At 72.0% G+C, this 13973-nt stretch carries 16 protein-coding genes; 9 read left to right on the forward strand and 7 right to left on the reverse strand.

Going from position 1 to position 13973, the window contains the following annotated elements:
• The first annotated feature begins 184 nt into the window (after positions 1-184).
• The gene (locus ACIQ6Y_RS29620) at positions 185-1000 is read left to right on the forward strand and encodes a L,D-transpeptidase family protein (RefSeq protein ID WP_404043420.1); all 816 of its coding nucleotides are present in this window, start codon (positions 185-187) and stop codon (positions 998-1000) included.
• Positions 1001-1211: 211 nt separating this feature from the next.
• On the opposite strand, the gene ACIQ6Y_RS29625 is transcribed toward ACIQ6Y_RS29620, so the two are convergent.
• From ACIQ6Y_RS29625 to ACIQ6Y_RS29655, 7 genes are all read right to left on the reverse strand, one after another.
• Entirely contained in the window at positions 1212-2387 is a 1176-nt protein-coding gene (locus ACIQ6Y_RS29625; protein ID WP_404043422.1) for a hypothetical protein, read from the reverse strand.
• Positions 2387-3049 (reverse strand): RNA polymerase sigma factor, encoded by a 663-nt coding sequence (locus ACIQ6Y_RS29630; RefSeq protein ID WP_404044162.1) that lies wholly within the window; start codon positions 3047-3049, stop codon positions 2387-2389. The genes ACIQ6Y_RS29625 and ACIQ6Y_RS29630 overlap by 1 nt, the downstream gene beginning before the upstream one ends.
• 396 nt (positions 3050-3445) lie before the next feature.
• Entirely contained in the window at positions 3446-4243 is a 798-nt protein-coding gene (locus tag ACIQ6Y_RS29635; protein ID WP_404043424.1) for a hypothetical protein, read from the reverse strand.
• A gap of 76 nt (positions 4244-4319) precedes the next feature.
• Complete coding sequence (locus tag ACIQ6Y_RS29640; protein ID WP_404043426.1) at positions 4320-4928, reverse strand: RNA polymerase sigma factor; 609 nt, start codon at positions 4926-4928, stop codon at positions 4320-4322.
• Positions 4929-5092: 164 nt separating this feature from the next.
• Entirely contained in the window at positions 5093-5482 is a 390-nt protein-coding gene (locus tag ACIQ6Y_RS29645) for a hypothetical protein (RefSeq protein ID WP_404043428.1), read from the reverse strand.
• Positions 5483-5605: 123 nt separating this feature from the next.
• Positions 5606-6160 carry a hypothetical protein gene (locus ACIQ6Y_RS29650; protein ID WP_404043430.1) on the reverse strand — a complete coding sequence of 185 codons (555 nt, stop codon included), beginning with the start codon at positions 6158-6160 and terminating at the stop codon, positions 5606-5608.
• Between the two features lie 157 nt (positions 6161-6317).
• On the reverse strand, positions 6318-7916 hold the full coding sequence (locus ACIQ6Y_RS29655) for a glycoside hydrolase family 20 protein (protein ID WP_404044164.1): 1599 nt from the start codon (positions 7914-7916) through the stop codon (positions 6318-6320).
• Between the two features lie 204 nt (positions 7917-8120).
• On the opposite strand from ACIQ6Y_RS29655, the gene ACIQ6Y_RS29660 reads away from it, so the two are divergent.
• The 8 genes from ACIQ6Y_RS29660 to ACIQ6Y_RS29695 all read left to right on the forward strand — a co-directional run bounded on the left by ACIQ6Y_RS29660 (position 8121) and on the right by ACIQ6Y_RS29695 (position 13933).
• Complete coding sequence (locus tag ACIQ6Y_RS29660; protein ID WP_404043432.1) at positions 8121-8660, forward strand: 2-oxo-4-hydroxy-4-carboxy-5-ureidoimidazoline decarboxylase; 540 nt, start codon at positions 8121-8123, stop codon at positions 8658-8660.
• Between the two features lie 190 nt (positions 8661-8850).
• Complete coding sequence (gene sdhC / locus ACIQ6Y_RS29665) at positions 8851-9231, forward strand: succinate dehydrogenase, cytochrome b556 subunit (RefSeq protein WP_404043434.1); 381 nt, start codon at positions 8851-8853, stop codon at positions 9229-9231.
• A 5-nt stretch (positions 9232-9236) separates the two neighbouring features.
• On the forward strand, positions 9237-9725 hold the full coding sequence (locus tag ACIQ6Y_RS29670; protein WP_404043436.1) for a succinate dehydrogenase hydrophobic membrane anchor subunit: 489 nt from the start codon (positions 9237-9239) through the stop codon (positions 9723-9725).
• Positions 9726-9744: 19 nt separating this feature from the next.
• Positions 9745-11499: a succinate dehydrogenase flavoprotein subunit gene (gene sdhA / locus ACIQ6Y_RS29675; RefSeq protein ID WP_404043438.1), complete on the forward strand. Its 1755-nt coding sequence runs from the start codon at positions 9745-9747 to the stop codon at positions 11497-11499.
• Positions 11499-12260 carry a succinate dehydrogenase iron-sulfur subunit gene (locus ACIQ6Y_RS29680; RefSeq protein WP_404043440.1) on the forward strand — a complete coding sequence of 254 codons (762 nt, stop codon included), beginning with the start codon at positions 11499-11501 and terminating at the stop codon, positions 12258-12260. The genes sdhA and ACIQ6Y_RS29680 overlap by 1 nt, the downstream gene beginning before the upstream one ends.
• Positions 12261-12514: 254 nt before the next feature.
• Positions 12515-12925, forward strand: coding sequence for a VOC family protein (locus ACIQ6Y_RS29685; protein ID WP_404043442.1), 411 nt, complete (start codon positions 12515-12517; stop codon positions 12923-12925).
• Positions 12926-13028: 103 nt separating this feature from the next.
• Entirely contained in the window at positions 13029-13427 is a 399-nt protein-coding gene (locus ACIQ6Y_RS29690) for a hypothetical protein (RefSeq protein WP_404043444.1), read from the forward strand.
• Entirely contained in the window at positions 13424-13933 is a 510-nt protein-coding gene (locus tag ACIQ6Y_RS29695; RefSeq protein ID WP_404043446.1) for a thiol-disulfide oxidoreductase DCC family protein, read from the forward strand. Before ACIQ6Y_RS29690 ends, ACIQ6Y_RS29695 begins: the two co-directional genes overlap by 4 nt.
• Positions 13934-13973: the final 40 nt, after the last annotated feature.

Raw genomic sequence — 13973 nt, forward strand, 5'->3', positions numbered from 1 at the left:
CTCCGCGTAGCTTCATTACTCGCCAGTACAAGCCGACCCTCGCCACGGACTGTAGCGGCGGCCGTGCACTCCGGTGGAGGGCCCCAGGCTGGGACCTTGCTCACAACGATGCCGTGCTGTTCGCAACCCGTCACGTGCGGGGAGACATCTCAGGGGGCATAGGGGTACCGATCGGGGGTGCGGGATGCGGGTTCCGGGGTTGCGGAGCGTGGTCGTCGCGGCGGCGGCCGTCGTCGCGGTGGGCGGATGCCGGGCGGAGGGGGTCCAGCAGGGGCACGGGGGCCCGCCCGTGAAGGTCACACGGACCGGGCAGCCCTCCTCGCCCGCGAAGGACGACAAACCGGAGGGCACGCCGAAGGCCCCCGCCCCGCGAGTGCTGTGGTCGCGCGGCGCCGACGGGCGCGACGTACGGGAGATCCAGGCGCGGCTGCGGCAGATCGCCTGGCTCTTCGAGGGCCCGACCGGGACGTACGACGCGGCGACCGAGGAGGCGGTGAAGGGGTTCCAGGGAAAGCGGGGGCTGCCTCGCACCGGGACCGTGGACACCGTCACCTGGGAGCGGCTGCTGGGGATGACCCGCGAACCGGGGCGGTGGGAGCTGTATCTGATGGGGGGCCAGCCCGCCGACGCGCCGGACGCGCGCTGTCTGACGGGCCGGGTGCTGTGCATCAGCAAGGAGAGCCGGACGCTGCGCTGGATGGTGGACGGCCGGACCCTGCTGACCGTGCCGGTGCGGTTCGGCTCGGAGTACACACCGACCCGGGAAGGTGTGTTCCAGGTCTACTGGAAGTCCCGGCACCATGTGTCCACGCTCTACGACTCCCCGATGCCGTACGCGATGTTCTTCAGCGGCGGCCAGGCGGTGCACTACTCGGCCGACTTCGCGGCCCGTGGCTACGCGGGGGCCTCGCACGGCTGCGTCAACGTACGGGACGAGGCGGCGATCGCGGATCTCTTCGCCCAGGTCAGGAACGGCGACAAGGTCGTCGTGCACTGGTGAGGCGGGCCTGCGCGAGGCGAGAAGTGTGTGGGGCGCGGGCGGGACCGGGGGAACGTGTCCCGCCCGCGCCAAATGCACGAGCCACGGGTACGGGGGGAACCCCGGCTCTGTGCGAGGGCCGATGACCAGTCGGCTCACTTAGTACTGCGTCACGGCCCGCGAAAACGTCACACCTGCGTCGGAAAATTTTTGAACTCCGTGAAACCGCAGGTCAGAGGCTTGTGTAGCGGGTGCTGGGCGAGGGCTGAGGGGACTGAGGGGACTGCGTGGGCTGCGCGGAGCGCGGGGGCCCGGAGGTCGGCTCGGGCAGGGCGGGGCCGAAGGCCGGGGGGCGGCTGGTGGAGCGGTCGCGCCGCCGGTGGCCGTCGCCGGTCCGGTCGCGGCTGCCGCCGCTGCCTCCGCCGACCTGGTCGCCGTCGCCGATCTGGCTGCCGCCGCCGGTCTGGCCCCCGCCGTTGCCGTTCCCGTTGCCGGGCTCGTCCTTGTCGTCGGAGTCGCCACCGCCGCTGCCGCCCTTGCCGGCGCCGGTCTCACCGGTGCCGCCGTTCTTGCCGGTGTCCTGGGAAGTGCCCCCGGTGGTGTCCTTGCCGCCGCTGTCGGCCTCCCCGAGCAGGCCCTTGCAGTACGTCCACACCCGGGTGGAGCCGCCGGCCACGCCCTCCAGGGCGCGCTTGCGGCCGGCGTCGAGGGAGCGGCCGTCGCGCACGGCGCGGCAGGAGGCGACGGCCTCGCGCCGGGTGTCCGCGGTGCCCTGGCCGGCGTCGGAGCCGCCGGGCGTGGTGCGGTCGCGGCCGAGGGTGCCGGTGTCGCCGGTGTCCCGGGCGGTGTCGCGGCCGGCGCTGCCGCCGCCGGCGGAACCGTCCGGCCGGGGCGAAAGGCCGCTGCTGTCGGGCGAGGGCGTCACCAGCGGCTGCCGGGTGGTCGCGGCCGCGGAGACCGAGGCGGCGGGGGCGGGTTCGGCGTCGTCGAACGGCGTCGGCAGGACTCCGGTTCCGGCCGCGACGGCGACCCCGCCGACCATGCCGGCGGCCAGCGCGGCGGCCAGGCCGTAGCGCAGCGGGCGGGCCCAGCGCGGGCGCCGGCCGGCACCGGCCGAGCCGTCGCCGCCACCGAGCCGGACCAGCCCGGCGTCGGAGGCACCACCCCGTACGGCGCCGCCGCGGGCTGCCGGGCGTTCGGCGCGGGCGCTGCGGAACGCGGCCAGCGCGGCGGCCTCACCGGGGAGTTCGGCGCTGGTCGGGGCGGGTGTCGCGGACAGCGCGGCGAGGACTTCGGCGAGCTGCTCGGCCTGGCCCCGGGCATCGGCGCGGACCGCGTCCGGTGACTGCCCGCGCAGCAGTCGCTCCGCCGTTTCGCGGTCCAGCCACCCGTACTGCTCGTCGGCCATCACATGTCCTTCTGCGTCCGCGGTCGCGTATGCGTCACAGTCGCGGACGTCACCGTCCTGGCGCGCGGTTCTCGCTGAGCGGGCAGCGCGTCGAGCACGCCCGTGGATTCCGGATCCTCGCCGATCAGCTCGGCCAGCCGCTTCAGCCCCCGGTGTGCGGCGGTGCGGACGGCACCCGCGCGCTTGCCGAGCGTCTCGGCGGCGGTCTTGGCGTCGAGGCCCACGACCACCCGGAGCACGACGGCCTCGGCCTGGTCCTGCGGGAGGCGGGCGATCAGGGAGAGGGTGCGGCCCGTCGCCAGGGCCTCCATGGCCTCGCCCGCGGTGTCGGACTCGGCGGGCCTGCCGGTCAGCTCGGTCTCGTCGCCGCCGACGGCGGGGCGGCGGCCGCGCATACGTATGTGGTCCAGGGCGCGGTTACGGGCTATGCGGGCGGCCCAGCCGCGGAAGCGGTCGGCGTCGCCGCTGAACCTGTCCAGGTCGCGGGCTATCTGGAGCCAGGCCTCGGAGGCGACGTCCTCGGCGTCGGGCTCACCGACGAGCGTCCGGACGTATCCGAGCAACCGCGGGTGCACCGCGCGGTACACAGTCCGGAACGCGGTCTCGTCCCCGTCCTGTGCCGCAAGCACCGCGGCCGTCAGCTCCGCGTCGTCCCCCAGCACCGCGCCCCTCTTGCGCACCGATCCGGTCGTACGCCGTGTCCGGGGCCACACAGCCCTGGCAGTCCGGCGCGAATGGCACGTTACGGCGTGAAACCGCTCTGCGTCCATGTGCGACGGAGGGAGATGGAAGATGCAACTAACTCGTGACGCGGTGCACGGCTGCGGGGTGTGACAGAAAACGGGGCCCCGACGCTGAAGAAAGTACGGGCCGCCGCGCGGCCCGTCCGCGCGACGGCCGGGGCCTCTCCTGTGGGGGGTGGCGGCCCCGGCCGTTGCCTCGGTTCGCCACCCGTCGCGCGTTTCAGCGCCTTCCGGGTTCTTCCGTTCTCGCGCTTCCGCGTTCTTCTACGTTCTTCTGCTTTCTTCTACGTTCTTCCGCGTGCTGCCACGCACCCGCTAGCGCTTCCCGCCCCCGGCCGGGTCCAGTGGGACCGCGTCGGCCGGTCGGCCGGTCTCGACCGGTGGGTCCAGTGGGGTCGGCGGTACGGCCACGGTCGGCAGGTCGAGGGGGGTCGGGTGCACGGACGGGGCGGGGGGCTTCGTGGTGCGGGTGTGGTCGGCGCAGTAGGAGTCGACATGCTGCTCACCACCGGCCGCCTGGACCAGCCGGGCCCAGGCTGTCGCCTCCAGTGCCTCGCCGCGGGCCTCGACCTGTGCGTAGGCGCGGCAGCGGGCCTCCGCGGTGTCGTCGGCCCGGAGCGGGCGGTCGGCGGGGCCGGCTCCGGCGGAGGGCGTGCCGGGGCGGTCGGGGGTGGCCTCGGTGGAGGGAGGGGTGGTGGGCGGGGTGCTGTCGGAGGGGGAGTCCGTGGAGGGGGCCGCAGCCCGGCCGGAGGTGTCCTCGGTGCTGTCGTCGGGGCCGCCGACGGCCGCGTAGGCGACGCCACCGAGGGTCAGACCGGACAGCAGCACGGCGAGCGTGGTGCGCAGCGGCCGGCCGGCCCGCGCCCTGTGGGGCCGCCAGTCGTCACGGCGCCGGGTCCGCGCGTGCCGCGCGCGGCCGCCCCGCGCCGCCCGGAACGCGGCCAGGGCCCGCCGCTCGCCGTCGGAGCCGGGCTCGACACGCCGCAGTGCGACGGCGACGTACTCCTCCAGCGCGGCCGTGTCGATGTGCCCGGTGAAGCCGGAACGGGCGGCGGCAGGGTCGGGTGTCGTGCCGCCGTTCAGCCGCTCGCCCATGCCCGCTTCCGCTTCCATTTCCGCCCCGCTCACCGGTCCACCCGGTCCATCGGGTCCGTCCGTCTCGCCGCCGGTCTGTCGCCGCCGTCGTCGTTCATGTCGACTCACCCAGCGTCCGGGGAGCCTCATCCGTCACACCCAGCTGGCGTGCCAGCCGTTTCAGCCCGCGGTGGGCCGCGGTGCGCACCGCGCCGGGGCGTTTGCCGAGGACGCGGGCGGCCGCGGGCCCGTCGAGGCCCACCACCACGCGCAGCAGCACCGCCTCGGCCTGGTCGGGCGGCAGCGAGCGGACCAGCGCCAGGGCGCGCTCGGTGGAGAGCGACTCCAGTGCCTGCTCGTGCGTGCTGTGCGGGCCGGGCAGCTCGAGCATGTCCTGCTCCAGCGCGCCGCCGCGCGGCCGCACCCGGAGCCGGCGCAGATGGTCCAGCGCCCGGTGCCGGGCGATCGTCGCCGTCCAGCCGCGGAAGCCCGCCCCGTCACCCTTGAACCGCCCGAGATCGCGGGCGATCTCCAGCCAGGCGTCGGAGGCCACGTCCTCGGCGTCGTCGCCGACGAGCCCGCGCAGATACCCGAGCAGTCCCGGCTGCACCAGCCGGTAGGCGACCGCGAAGGCGGCCTCGTCGCCGTTCTGGGCCCGGGCGACCGCCGCGCCCAGCTCCCCGTCGTACGCCTGCACGCGCCGGGGTTCCCCTCCCTGGCCCAAGACCGTCCTCGTTCGCACCGGATTGCCTGCGGGACCACGCCGTACGACTCCGTTGTCGGTACTGACGCCCCCCGTCTCATCAGCGCCGGGGTTCACAGAAGTGTCACAGCTGTGCACCTGCCCCCGGAAACGGGCGGTTGCGGTGAGGGGCGGGCCCGGTCCGTCTACCCGCCCGCCGTCGCGTCCCGGCACAGCAGTCGCAGGGAGCCGTGGCCGGTGAAGCAGCGCCGGGCCTCGTCGATGGGGTCCCACAGTCGGCCGTCGGGGGTGCGGACCCAGTGGTCGCCGCCGGTCGCCCACCACTCGCCGCCGGCCTGCCGGACGACCACCTCACCGGCGTACGCCCCGAGCCCGCGCAGCACGTGCTCCATGGCGGCGTACGGCGGGTCCTCGCGCCGCAGCTCCTCGATCAGCCGGTCGACGCGCCACAGGCTCTGCGCCGAGTAGTCCAGGCGCAGCCGCGCGCCCTCCCGCATCGTCGCCACCGCGTCGGCCGCCCAGCGGACGGGCTTCGCGGCGGCCTGGGGCCTGGTCTCCTGATGTGTCGTCGTCACATAGGCAAGAGCGACGTGACAAGCGGTTTCGTCACTGTGTTCCGGCCGGTTTCCGGGACCGGCGCAGGATTGCCCCGCCTCCCCCGCAGCACGGTCACAGGATCCGCCGCCGGTGGGGGTTTCTCAGCCCTGCTGCCGGGTACGGCGCGACACCACGGCGCGCAGCACGCGGCGGCCCTCCGTGGAGACGTCCAGCGCCCGGCGCAGCCCCGACGGGCCGTGGCCGGCGAGCAGTTCCAGGACAGTGATCTGGCGGCGCAGTTCGGCGGCGACGAGCGGCGACATGCCCTCGGTACGGCCCGCGCGGTGCGCGTCGACCTCGCCGGTGTCCTCGGCCGGGTCGAGCAGCCGGTGTATCTGCAGCGAGGCGACCGAGCAGGCGTCCGCCCACACCCGCACCTCGGCGGCCGAGCGCGCCGCGGGGGCGGCGTCCAGCATCCGCCGGGCGAGCAGCGCGGCCTCGTCGGCGCCGGTGTCCGGGGCGTCCAGCTTGTCGCGCGTCTGCTCCAGCAGGTCGCCCCAGGCGGCCGGGTCGCCGCCGTCGGCGAGGTTGGCCCACAAAGGGCGCAGCAGCTCGTCGTCGCCGCCCAGCAGCGGCACGCACCGATCCAAACAAGCCAGCCCGCTGGCGGCCAGTCCGCGCTCATCGGCCTGCGCGATCAGTTCCACCAGACTCATGCACGCCTCCCTCGACGGGGCGCCATCCGTTACGGAGCCCGCACTTTTCCTTTCTGCGCGTGACGGCCCGGTTCTGTCACAGGGGGACCGCGCCGAGCCGCCCGAGCAGCCGGAAGAGAAGGTTTTCGGCCAGGCCTCCCTCGGGGAGTCGGCGCGCTCAGCCCACCTTGTCGGCGAGGGCCCGGAACTCGGGCCAGCTCAGCACCGGCGGGTCCGGGTCCCACAGCTTCTGGACGGTGGCCCGCAGCGGCATCCGGATGCCGGCCGCGACCTGTTCCTGGGTCTGGGAGCGGGGCAGGTCGCCCCACACGGCGAAGGAGCCGCCGAGGATCTGGGCGTCGTAGCGGGCGGGGACGGGATCGGTGCCGCGCAGGACGCGCGGGGTCCACTGCTCGTAGATCCGCTCGCCGGTGGGATAGACGAAGGTCTGCGGCTCACCGAGGACGTAGTACAGGAACTCGTCGTTGTAGTTGACGACCTTGCGGCCCGCCTCCAGATAGCCGGCGGGCTCCCGGGCGCCGATCTCCTTGCCGGTCCAGTAGGCGACCTGGATGTCCCGGTCGGGCGGGAAGGTGGTGGAGCGGTAGAAGCCGTCGTTCCAGGCGAGCGGGGTGCGGCCGAGCGCCCGGACGGTGTCGGCGCGGTCGTTGAGCCACCCGGTGGCCAGGTCGGCGATGCCCGCGTCGGGGCCGTAGGACTCCCGGGCGTCCGTGGCGAGCTGCGGGTAGGAGCCCTCGGGGTCGGACACCATCAGCGCGAGGTACTCGTCGCCGCCCAGATGCCAGGGCCCGCCGGGGAACAGCTCCGCGTACTCGCCGAGCAGGTCGTCGACGATCTCGGCGGCGTCCGGGTCGGAGATGTCGACCGCGCCGCGCGCGGCCACGCCCTGCACATCGCGCAGCTTCAGCTCGGGGTGCGCGTCGAGGACCGCGCCCAGATGGCCGGGCGAGTCGATCTCGGGCACCACGGTGATGTGCCGGCTCGCGGCGAGGCGGACGATCCGCCGGACCTGCGCCTTGGTCAGATGCTCCCGCGAGACGATCTCGGGGTGGGTGTCCGACTGGATACGGAAGCCCTGGTCGTCGGAGAAGTGCAGACCGAGCTGGTTGAACTTCAGGTCGCCCAGCTCACGGACCCGGTCCTCGATCCAGTCGGCGCTGTAGGGCTTGCGCGCGATGTCCAGCATCAGCGCGCGCACCGGCTTGGCGGGCTCGTCCCGCACCACGCCCTCGGGCGCCGTTCCCCCGCCGCGCACCTCCTGCTTCAGCGTGCGCGTCCCGTAGAAGACTCCCGCCTCGGCCGGCCCGCTGATGGTGACGCGCCCGCCGCGCACGGTCATGGCGTACGACTCCGGGTCCGCGCCCTCGTCGCCGTTCAGCGCGAGCCGTACGTCCCCTTCGCGTACGTCGCCGCGCTCGCCGGCGTACGTCAGCCCCAGCTCGCCGGCGATCAGCCGCCCCTCGTCGCCGAGCTCGGCGTCGCTGACGACCACGCGGTACGACGGCCGCGGGCGCCAGCCGGGTCCGCGGGCGGAGGTGTGCTCGCGCACGGCGGGGATGGTGCGCGGGGCCTCGGACATCGGGTAGCTGCGGGTGGGGCTGGGCGTCGGACTCGGCGAGGGTCCGGTGCGCGCGCCGGGGCTCGCGCTCGGGGAGGCCACGGACGAGCCGCCGCCGTCTCCGCCGGAGGCCCACAGCCCCACACCCACTCCGAAGGCCACGACCGCGCCGCCGATGATCAGCGCCCGCCGCCGCACGTTCCGCTCCGCTCGCCCCGACCGGCTCGCCGGTGGGCGCCTGTGCTGGCTCACGCGGCCAACCTACGACCGTCGGGCGCCTGCGTTGTCCACCACACGTTCCGAAACTCTCTCGTCCGGGTGAAATTCGAGCATCCGTCGACACGGCATGAGCACGCTCTTATAACGTGGCGGCACATCTCTCACACAATCCCCTGCCGAAACGTGACTCGTCTCCTTCCCGAGCAGACCCGCGCCACGCCGTCCCCGCTGCAGCGCTTCAACACGCTCTCTGCCGCCGAGGCCCGGCACGCCCTGCTGTCCTGCCTGCGCAGCCTGCGCTGGGCCGACCGCATCACCGCCCACCGCCCCTACCCCGACCTCGACGCCCTCCTGGCCGCCGCGGACGAGGCCGCGTACGACCTGACGCCGTCGGACCTGGCGGAGGCGCTGGCCGCCGAGACCCTGCCGACCCTGCCGGAGAACACCTACGGGGCGGCCCATATGGCACTGAGCGCCGCCCGCGCGGCGTACGAGGCCAGATTCGGACACGCGTTCGTCATCTGTCTGGATGACACCCCCGCCTCGGAGACCCTTGACCGCACCCTCGAGGAAATCCGCTCACGCCTGGCGAACGACCCCGAAGAGGAACGCGTCCTGGCGGCGGAGGAACTCCGTCGACTGGCGAAGGGACGGTTGGTCAGCATGCTCAGGGGCGCGGGGAACTGCGCGATCAGCCCGAAACAGCCCGCACCCGGCAGATAACAGAACAATGCACCACAGATGCCGAAATACTCACCCATCCGCGTGCCACTTTGATCACACCGCAAGGCCCCGGGTCAGCCCAGCGGCAGCGCGTCGCTACGATGCTGGGGGCCGGTGGACCGTACCCGGCCGGGCCCGACCGACAGAGAAGCCGGCGCGGCCCTAGTCCCCGCTCCCGGAGGGTTCTTCCGTGCCGGCTGGAACGCTGTACCGCGGCCGGGAAGGAATGTGGTCCTGGGTGGCTCACCGAGTCACCGGCGTCCTCATCTTCTTCTTCCTGTTCGTCCATGTCCTGGACACCGCTCTCGTGCGTGTCTCCCCCGAGGACTACGACAAGGTCGTAGCCACGTACAAGACGCCGATCGTCGCGCTGCTGGAGTACGGCCTCGTCGCCGCCATCCTCTTCCACGCGCTCAACGGCCTGCGCGTCATCGCCGTCGACTTCTGGTCGAAGGGCCCCCGCTACCAGAAGCAGATGCTCTGGACCGTCGTAGGCATCTGGGTCGTGCTCATGGCCGGTGCCCTGTACCCGGTCCTCGGCCACGCCGCTCGTGAACTGTTCGGGAGCTGACGCGCATGTCCACGACTGAAACCAAGGCTTCCGGCATCGGTCCGGTGGAGGGCGCGGGCGCGTCCGTCTACAGCGTCGACAACCCGGCGCCGTACATCGAGGCCCCCCGCAAGCGCACCAAGAAGACCCCCCGGTCCACCCGCGGCAACTTCGAGATGGCCGCGTGGCTGTTCATGCGCCTGTCCGGTGTGGTCCTGGTCGTCCTGGTCCTCGGCCACCTGCTGATCCAGCTCGTGCTGGACGGCGGCGTCTCCAAGATCGGCTTCGCCTTCGTGGCGGGCCGCTGGGCGTCCCCGTTCTGGCAGGTCTGGGACCTGCTGATGCTGTGGCTGGCGATGCTGCACGGCGCCAACGGCCTGCGCACGGTCATCAACGACTACGCGGAGCGCGCGAACACCCGGCTGTGGCTGAAGGGCCTGCTCTACACCGCCACGGTGTTCACCATCCTGCTGGGCACGCTGGTGATCTTCACCTTCGACCCGAACATCCGCTAGGCACGGGGCTGCGAGAAACATGAAGATCCACAAGTACGACACCGTCATCGTCGGCGCCGGTGGCGCGGGCATGCGCGCGGCCATCGAGTCGACGAAGCGCAGCCGCACCGCGGTCCTGACCAAGCTCTACCCCACCCGCTCCCACACGGGCGCCGCGCAGGGCGGCATGGCCGCGGCGCTGGCCAACGTGGAGGAGGACAACTGGGAGTGGCACACCTTCGACACGGTCAAGGGCGGTGACTACCTGGTCGACCAGGACGCCGCGGAGATCCTGGCGAAGGAGGCCATCGACTCGGTCCTCGACCTGGAGAAGATGGGCCTGCCGTTCAACCGCACCCCGAACGGCACGATCGACCAGCGCCGCTTCGGCGGTCACAGCCGTAACCACGGCGAGGCCCCGGTCCGCCGGTCCTGCTACGCCGCCGACCGTACCGGTCACATGATCCTCCAGACGCTGTACCAGAACTGCGTCAAGGAGGGCGTGGAGTTCTTCAACGAGTTCTACGTCCTGGACCAGCTGATCACCGAGGTCGACGGCGTCAAGAAGTCCGCCGGTGTGGTCGCCTACGAGCTGGCCACCGGTGAGATCCACATCTTCCAGGCGAAGGCCGTCATCTACGCCTCCGGCGGCTGCGGCAAGTTCTTCAAGGTGACGTCCAACGCGCACACCCTGACCGGTGACGGCCAGGCGGCCGTCTACCGTCGCGGTCTGCCGCTGGAGGACATGGAGTTCTTCCAGTTCCACCCGACCGGCATCTGGCGCATGGGCATCCTGCTGACGGAGGGCGCCCGTGGTGAGGGCGGCATCCTCCGCAACAAGGACGGCGAGCGCTTCATGGAGAAGTACGCGCCGGTCATGAAGGACCTCGCGTCCCGTGACGTCGTGTCCCGCTCCATCTACACGGAGATCCGTGAGGGCCGCGGCTGCGGTCCCGAGGGCGACCACGTCTACCTCGACCTCACGCACCTGCCGCCGGAGCAGCTGGACGCCAAGCTGCCGGACATCACCGAGTTCGCGCGGACCTACCTCGGTATCGAGCCCTACACGGACCCGATCCCGATCCAGCCGACCGCGCACTACGCGATGGGCGGCATCCCGACGAACGTCGAGGGTGAGGTCCTCGCGGACAACACCACCGTCGTGCCGGGCCTGTACGCCGCCGGTGAGGTCGCCTGTGTCTCCGTGCACGGCGCCAACCGTCTGGGCACCAACTCGCTGCTGGACATCAACGTGTTCGGCAAGCGCGCGGGCATCGCCGCCGCCGAGTACTCGCAGAAGGCCGACTTCGTCGAGCTGCCGGAGAACCCGGAGTCCCTCGTCGTCGAGCAGATCGAGCGGCTGCGCAACTCCACGGGCACCGAGCGGGTGGCGACGCTGCGCCGCGAGCTGCAGGAGACCATGGACGCCAACGTCATGGTGTTCCGCACCGAGCAGACGATCAAGACGGCCGTCGAGAAGATCGCCGAGCTGCGCGAGCGGTACAAGAACGTGGCGATCCAGGACAAGGGCCGGCGGTTCAACACGGACCTGCTGGAGGCCATCGAGCTGGGCAACCTGCTGGACCTGGCCGAGGTCATGGCGGTCTCCGCCCTGGCCCGCAAGGAGTCCCGCGGCGGTCACTACCGCGAGGACTACCCGAACCGCGACGACGTCAACTTCATGCGTCACACGATGGCGTACCGCGAGGTCGGCGCCGACGGGTCGGAAACCGTCCGTCTCGACTACAAGCCGGTCGTCCAGACCCGCTACCAGCCGATGGAGCGTAAGTACTGATGGCTACCCCTGTTCTGGACAAGGTCGAGGCGGAGTCCGCGGCCTCCCCGTACATCACGGTCACCTTCCGGGTCCGCCGGTTCAACCCGGAGGTCTCGGCCGAGGCGACCTGGGAAGACTTCCAGCTGGAGATCGACCCGAAGGAGCGCGTCCTCGACGGCCTCCACAAGATCAAGTGGGACCTCGACGGCACGCTGACGTTCCGCCGCTCCTGCGCGCACGGCATCTGCGGCTCCGACGCCATGCGGATCAACGGCAAGAACCGCCTGGCGTGCAAGACGCTGATCAAGGACATCAACCCCGAGAAGCCGATCACGGTCGAGCCCATCAAGGGCCTGACGGTCCTGAAGGACCTCGTGGTCGACATGGAGCCGTTCTTCCAGGCGTACCGGGACGTGATGCCCTTCCTGATCACGAAGGACACCAACGAGCCGACGCGGGAACGCCTGCAGACGGCGGAGGACCGCGAGCGCTTCGACGACACGACGAAGTGCATCCTCTGCGCGGCCTGCACCTCCTCGTGCCCGGTCTTCTGGAACGACGGCCAGTACTTCGGCCCGGCGGCCATCGTCAACGCGCACCGCTTCATCTTCGACTCGCGTGACGAGGCCGGCGAGCAGCGCCTGGAGATCCTCAACGACAAGGACGGCGTGTGGCGCTGCCGCACGACCTTCAACTGCACGGACGCCTGCCCGCGCGGCATCGAGGTCACCAAGGCGATCCAGGAGGTCAAGCGAGCGCTGATCACGCGCCGCTACTGACCCCGGCTTCGGCCGCCTGACACGAAGGGCCCCGCTTTCCCGATTCGCACCGGGGGGCGGGGCCCTTGTGCGTCCGCAGTTCGTTGCGCCGGCCGCGGACCGCCGCCAGAGGACCATCAGCCACCCACCAGCGGCACGAGCTTCAGGAACGTGACCTCGGTGCCGGACCCGAGCTCTGCTTCCCATGCCGCCGACCGTACGAGGCACCACTGACAATGCCGGGTTCTCGGCGACCGGACACCTAGTCTGATGGCATGTCAGATGACGAGTCGTACGAACTGCTCGGGTTCGACAACGTGCTGCTGCCGGTCGGGGATCTCGGTGAGGCGGTGGCGTTCTACGAGCGGGCCGGGTTCGCGGTGGGCTTCCGGATCGACGAGGCCGGGATCGCGTCGCTGAAGGTCGGCGGGGAGACGCCGGGGATTCTGCTGCGGGTGGAGGACGAGCTGGGGCACCGGCCGCCGCCGTGGCACTCGGCGCAGGTCTGGCTGGAGGTGCCGGACGCGCGCGTGGCGGCGCGGGCGCTGCGGGCCGCGGGGATCGCGCCGCTCGACGAGCCCGCCTCGGTGGCCACGGGCTGGACGGTGGAGATCGCCGACCCGTGGGGCAACGTCATCGGGTTCACCGACTACACCAAGCGGCCGGAGCTGGGCCGCAGACCGTGACGCAGGTCTCCCCACTCCACGCGCTATTGCGTTGAACGCGTTCAAAACCAGGTCTACAGTCTTCCCTGGCAGCGTTTTGAACGCGTTCAAGAAGGGGGAGACCATGGACCGCACGGTCATCGCCTATGTCATCTATCTGGTCGTCAGCATCACCCTCACGGTGTGGGTGGCCCGCACGCTCAGCCACAACGGGCGGGTCTTCCTCGCCGACGTCCTGCGCGGCAACGAAGAGCTCGCCGACGCCGTCAACCGCCTTCTGGTGGTGGGCTTCTACCTGGTGAACCTGGGCTTCGTCGCGCTCTTCATGACGGACAGCGGAGACGTCTCCGACACCCGCGGCATCTTCGAGAACCTGTCGGCCAAGCTCGGCGTGGTGCTGCTGGTGCTCGGCATCATGCACCTGGGCAACGTCTACATCCTCAACCGGATCCGGCGCCGGGGCGCGATGGAGCGCGAGCAGGTGCCGCCGGTCGCGCCGCAGGGCTGGACGGCCCAGGCATGAGCACGGCGCCGACCGTCCAGGACCGGGCCGCCGCCGCGCGCGTCCCGGTCCGCCGGCTCACCGTCCTCTACGACGCCGAGTGCGCGTTGTGCGCCCATGTGCGCGACTGGCTCGCCCGGCAGCGGCAGTTGGTACCGCTGGAGCTGATCCCGGCCGGCTCGGCCGAGGCCCGCGCGCGCTTCCCCGGCCTCGACCATGCCGGCACCCTCGACGACATCACCGTCGTGGGCGACACCGGTCAGCTCTGGCAGGGCGCGGCCGCCTGGGTCGTCGTCCTGTGGGCTCTGCGCGAACACCGGCCGCTGGCCCACCGCTTGAGCGGCCCCTCCGGGATGCGCCTCGCCAAGGGCGCGGCCCTGGCGGCGGCGAAGTGGCGGGACGGACGGTGGGGCCGCGACCAGCAGGGCCGCGAGGTGTACCGGCGGACCGACGGGTGGTCGTACGACCCGTCGTGGGGCTGGAGGTACACGGGGCCGGGGTGCGAGGGCGGGGCCTGCGCGCAGTAGGGCCTTCTTCGGGTCAGTTGGCGTTGTGACACCCGCTGGG

The sequence above is a fragment of the Streptomyces sp. NPDC096205 genome, from assembly GCF_044763135.1.
In the GTDB taxonomy this organism is placed as follows: Bacteria; Actinomycetota; Actinomycetes; order Streptomycetales; family Streptomycetaceae; genus Streptomyces.

Excerpts from the sequence above, each read along its gene's own strand:
- ACIQ6Y_RS29620 (WP_404043420.1), top strand. The coding sequence starts at position 185 with ATGCGGGTTCCGGGGTTGCGGAGCGTGGTCGTCGCGGCGGCGGCCGTC.
- ACIQ6Y_RS29625 (WP_404043422.1), bottom strand. The coding sequence starts at position 2,387 with ATGGCCGACGAGCAGTACGGGTGGCTGGACCGCGAAACGGCGGAGCGA.
- ACIQ6Y_RS29635 (WP_404043424.1), bottom strand. The coding sequence starts at position 4,243 with ATGGAAGCGGAAGCGGGCATGGGCGAGCGGCTGAACGGCGGCACGACA.
- ACIQ6Y_RS29650 (WP_404043430.1), bottom strand. The coding sequence starts at position 6,160 with ATGAGTCTGGTGGAACTGATCGCGCAGGCCGATGAGCGCGGACTGGCC.
- ACIQ6Y_RS29670 (WP_404043436.1), top strand. The coding sequence starts at position 9,237 with ATGTCCACGACTGAAACCAAGGCTTCCGGCATCGGTCCGGTGGAGGGC.
- sdhA (WP_404043438.1), top strand. The coding sequence starts at position 9,745 with ATGAAGATCCACAAGTACGACACCGTCATCGTCGGCGCCGGTGGCGCG.
- ACIQ6Y_RS29680 (WP_404043440.1), top strand. The coding sequence starts at position 11,499 with ATGGCTACCCCTGTTCTGGACAAGGTCGAGGCGGAGTCCGCGGCCTCC.
- ACIQ6Y_RS29685 (WP_404043442.1), top strand. The coding sequence starts at position 12,515 with ATGTCAGATGACGAGTCGTACGAACTGCTCGGGTTCGACAACGTGCTG.
- ACIQ6Y_RS29690 (WP_404043444.1), top strand. The coding sequence starts at position 13,029 with ATGGACCGCACGGTCATCGCCTATGTCATCTATCTGGTCGTCAGCATC.
- ACIQ6Y_RS29695 (WP_404043446.1), top strand. The coding sequence starts at position 13,424 with ATGAGCACGGCGCCGACCGTCCAGGACCGGGCCGCCGCCGCGCGCGTC.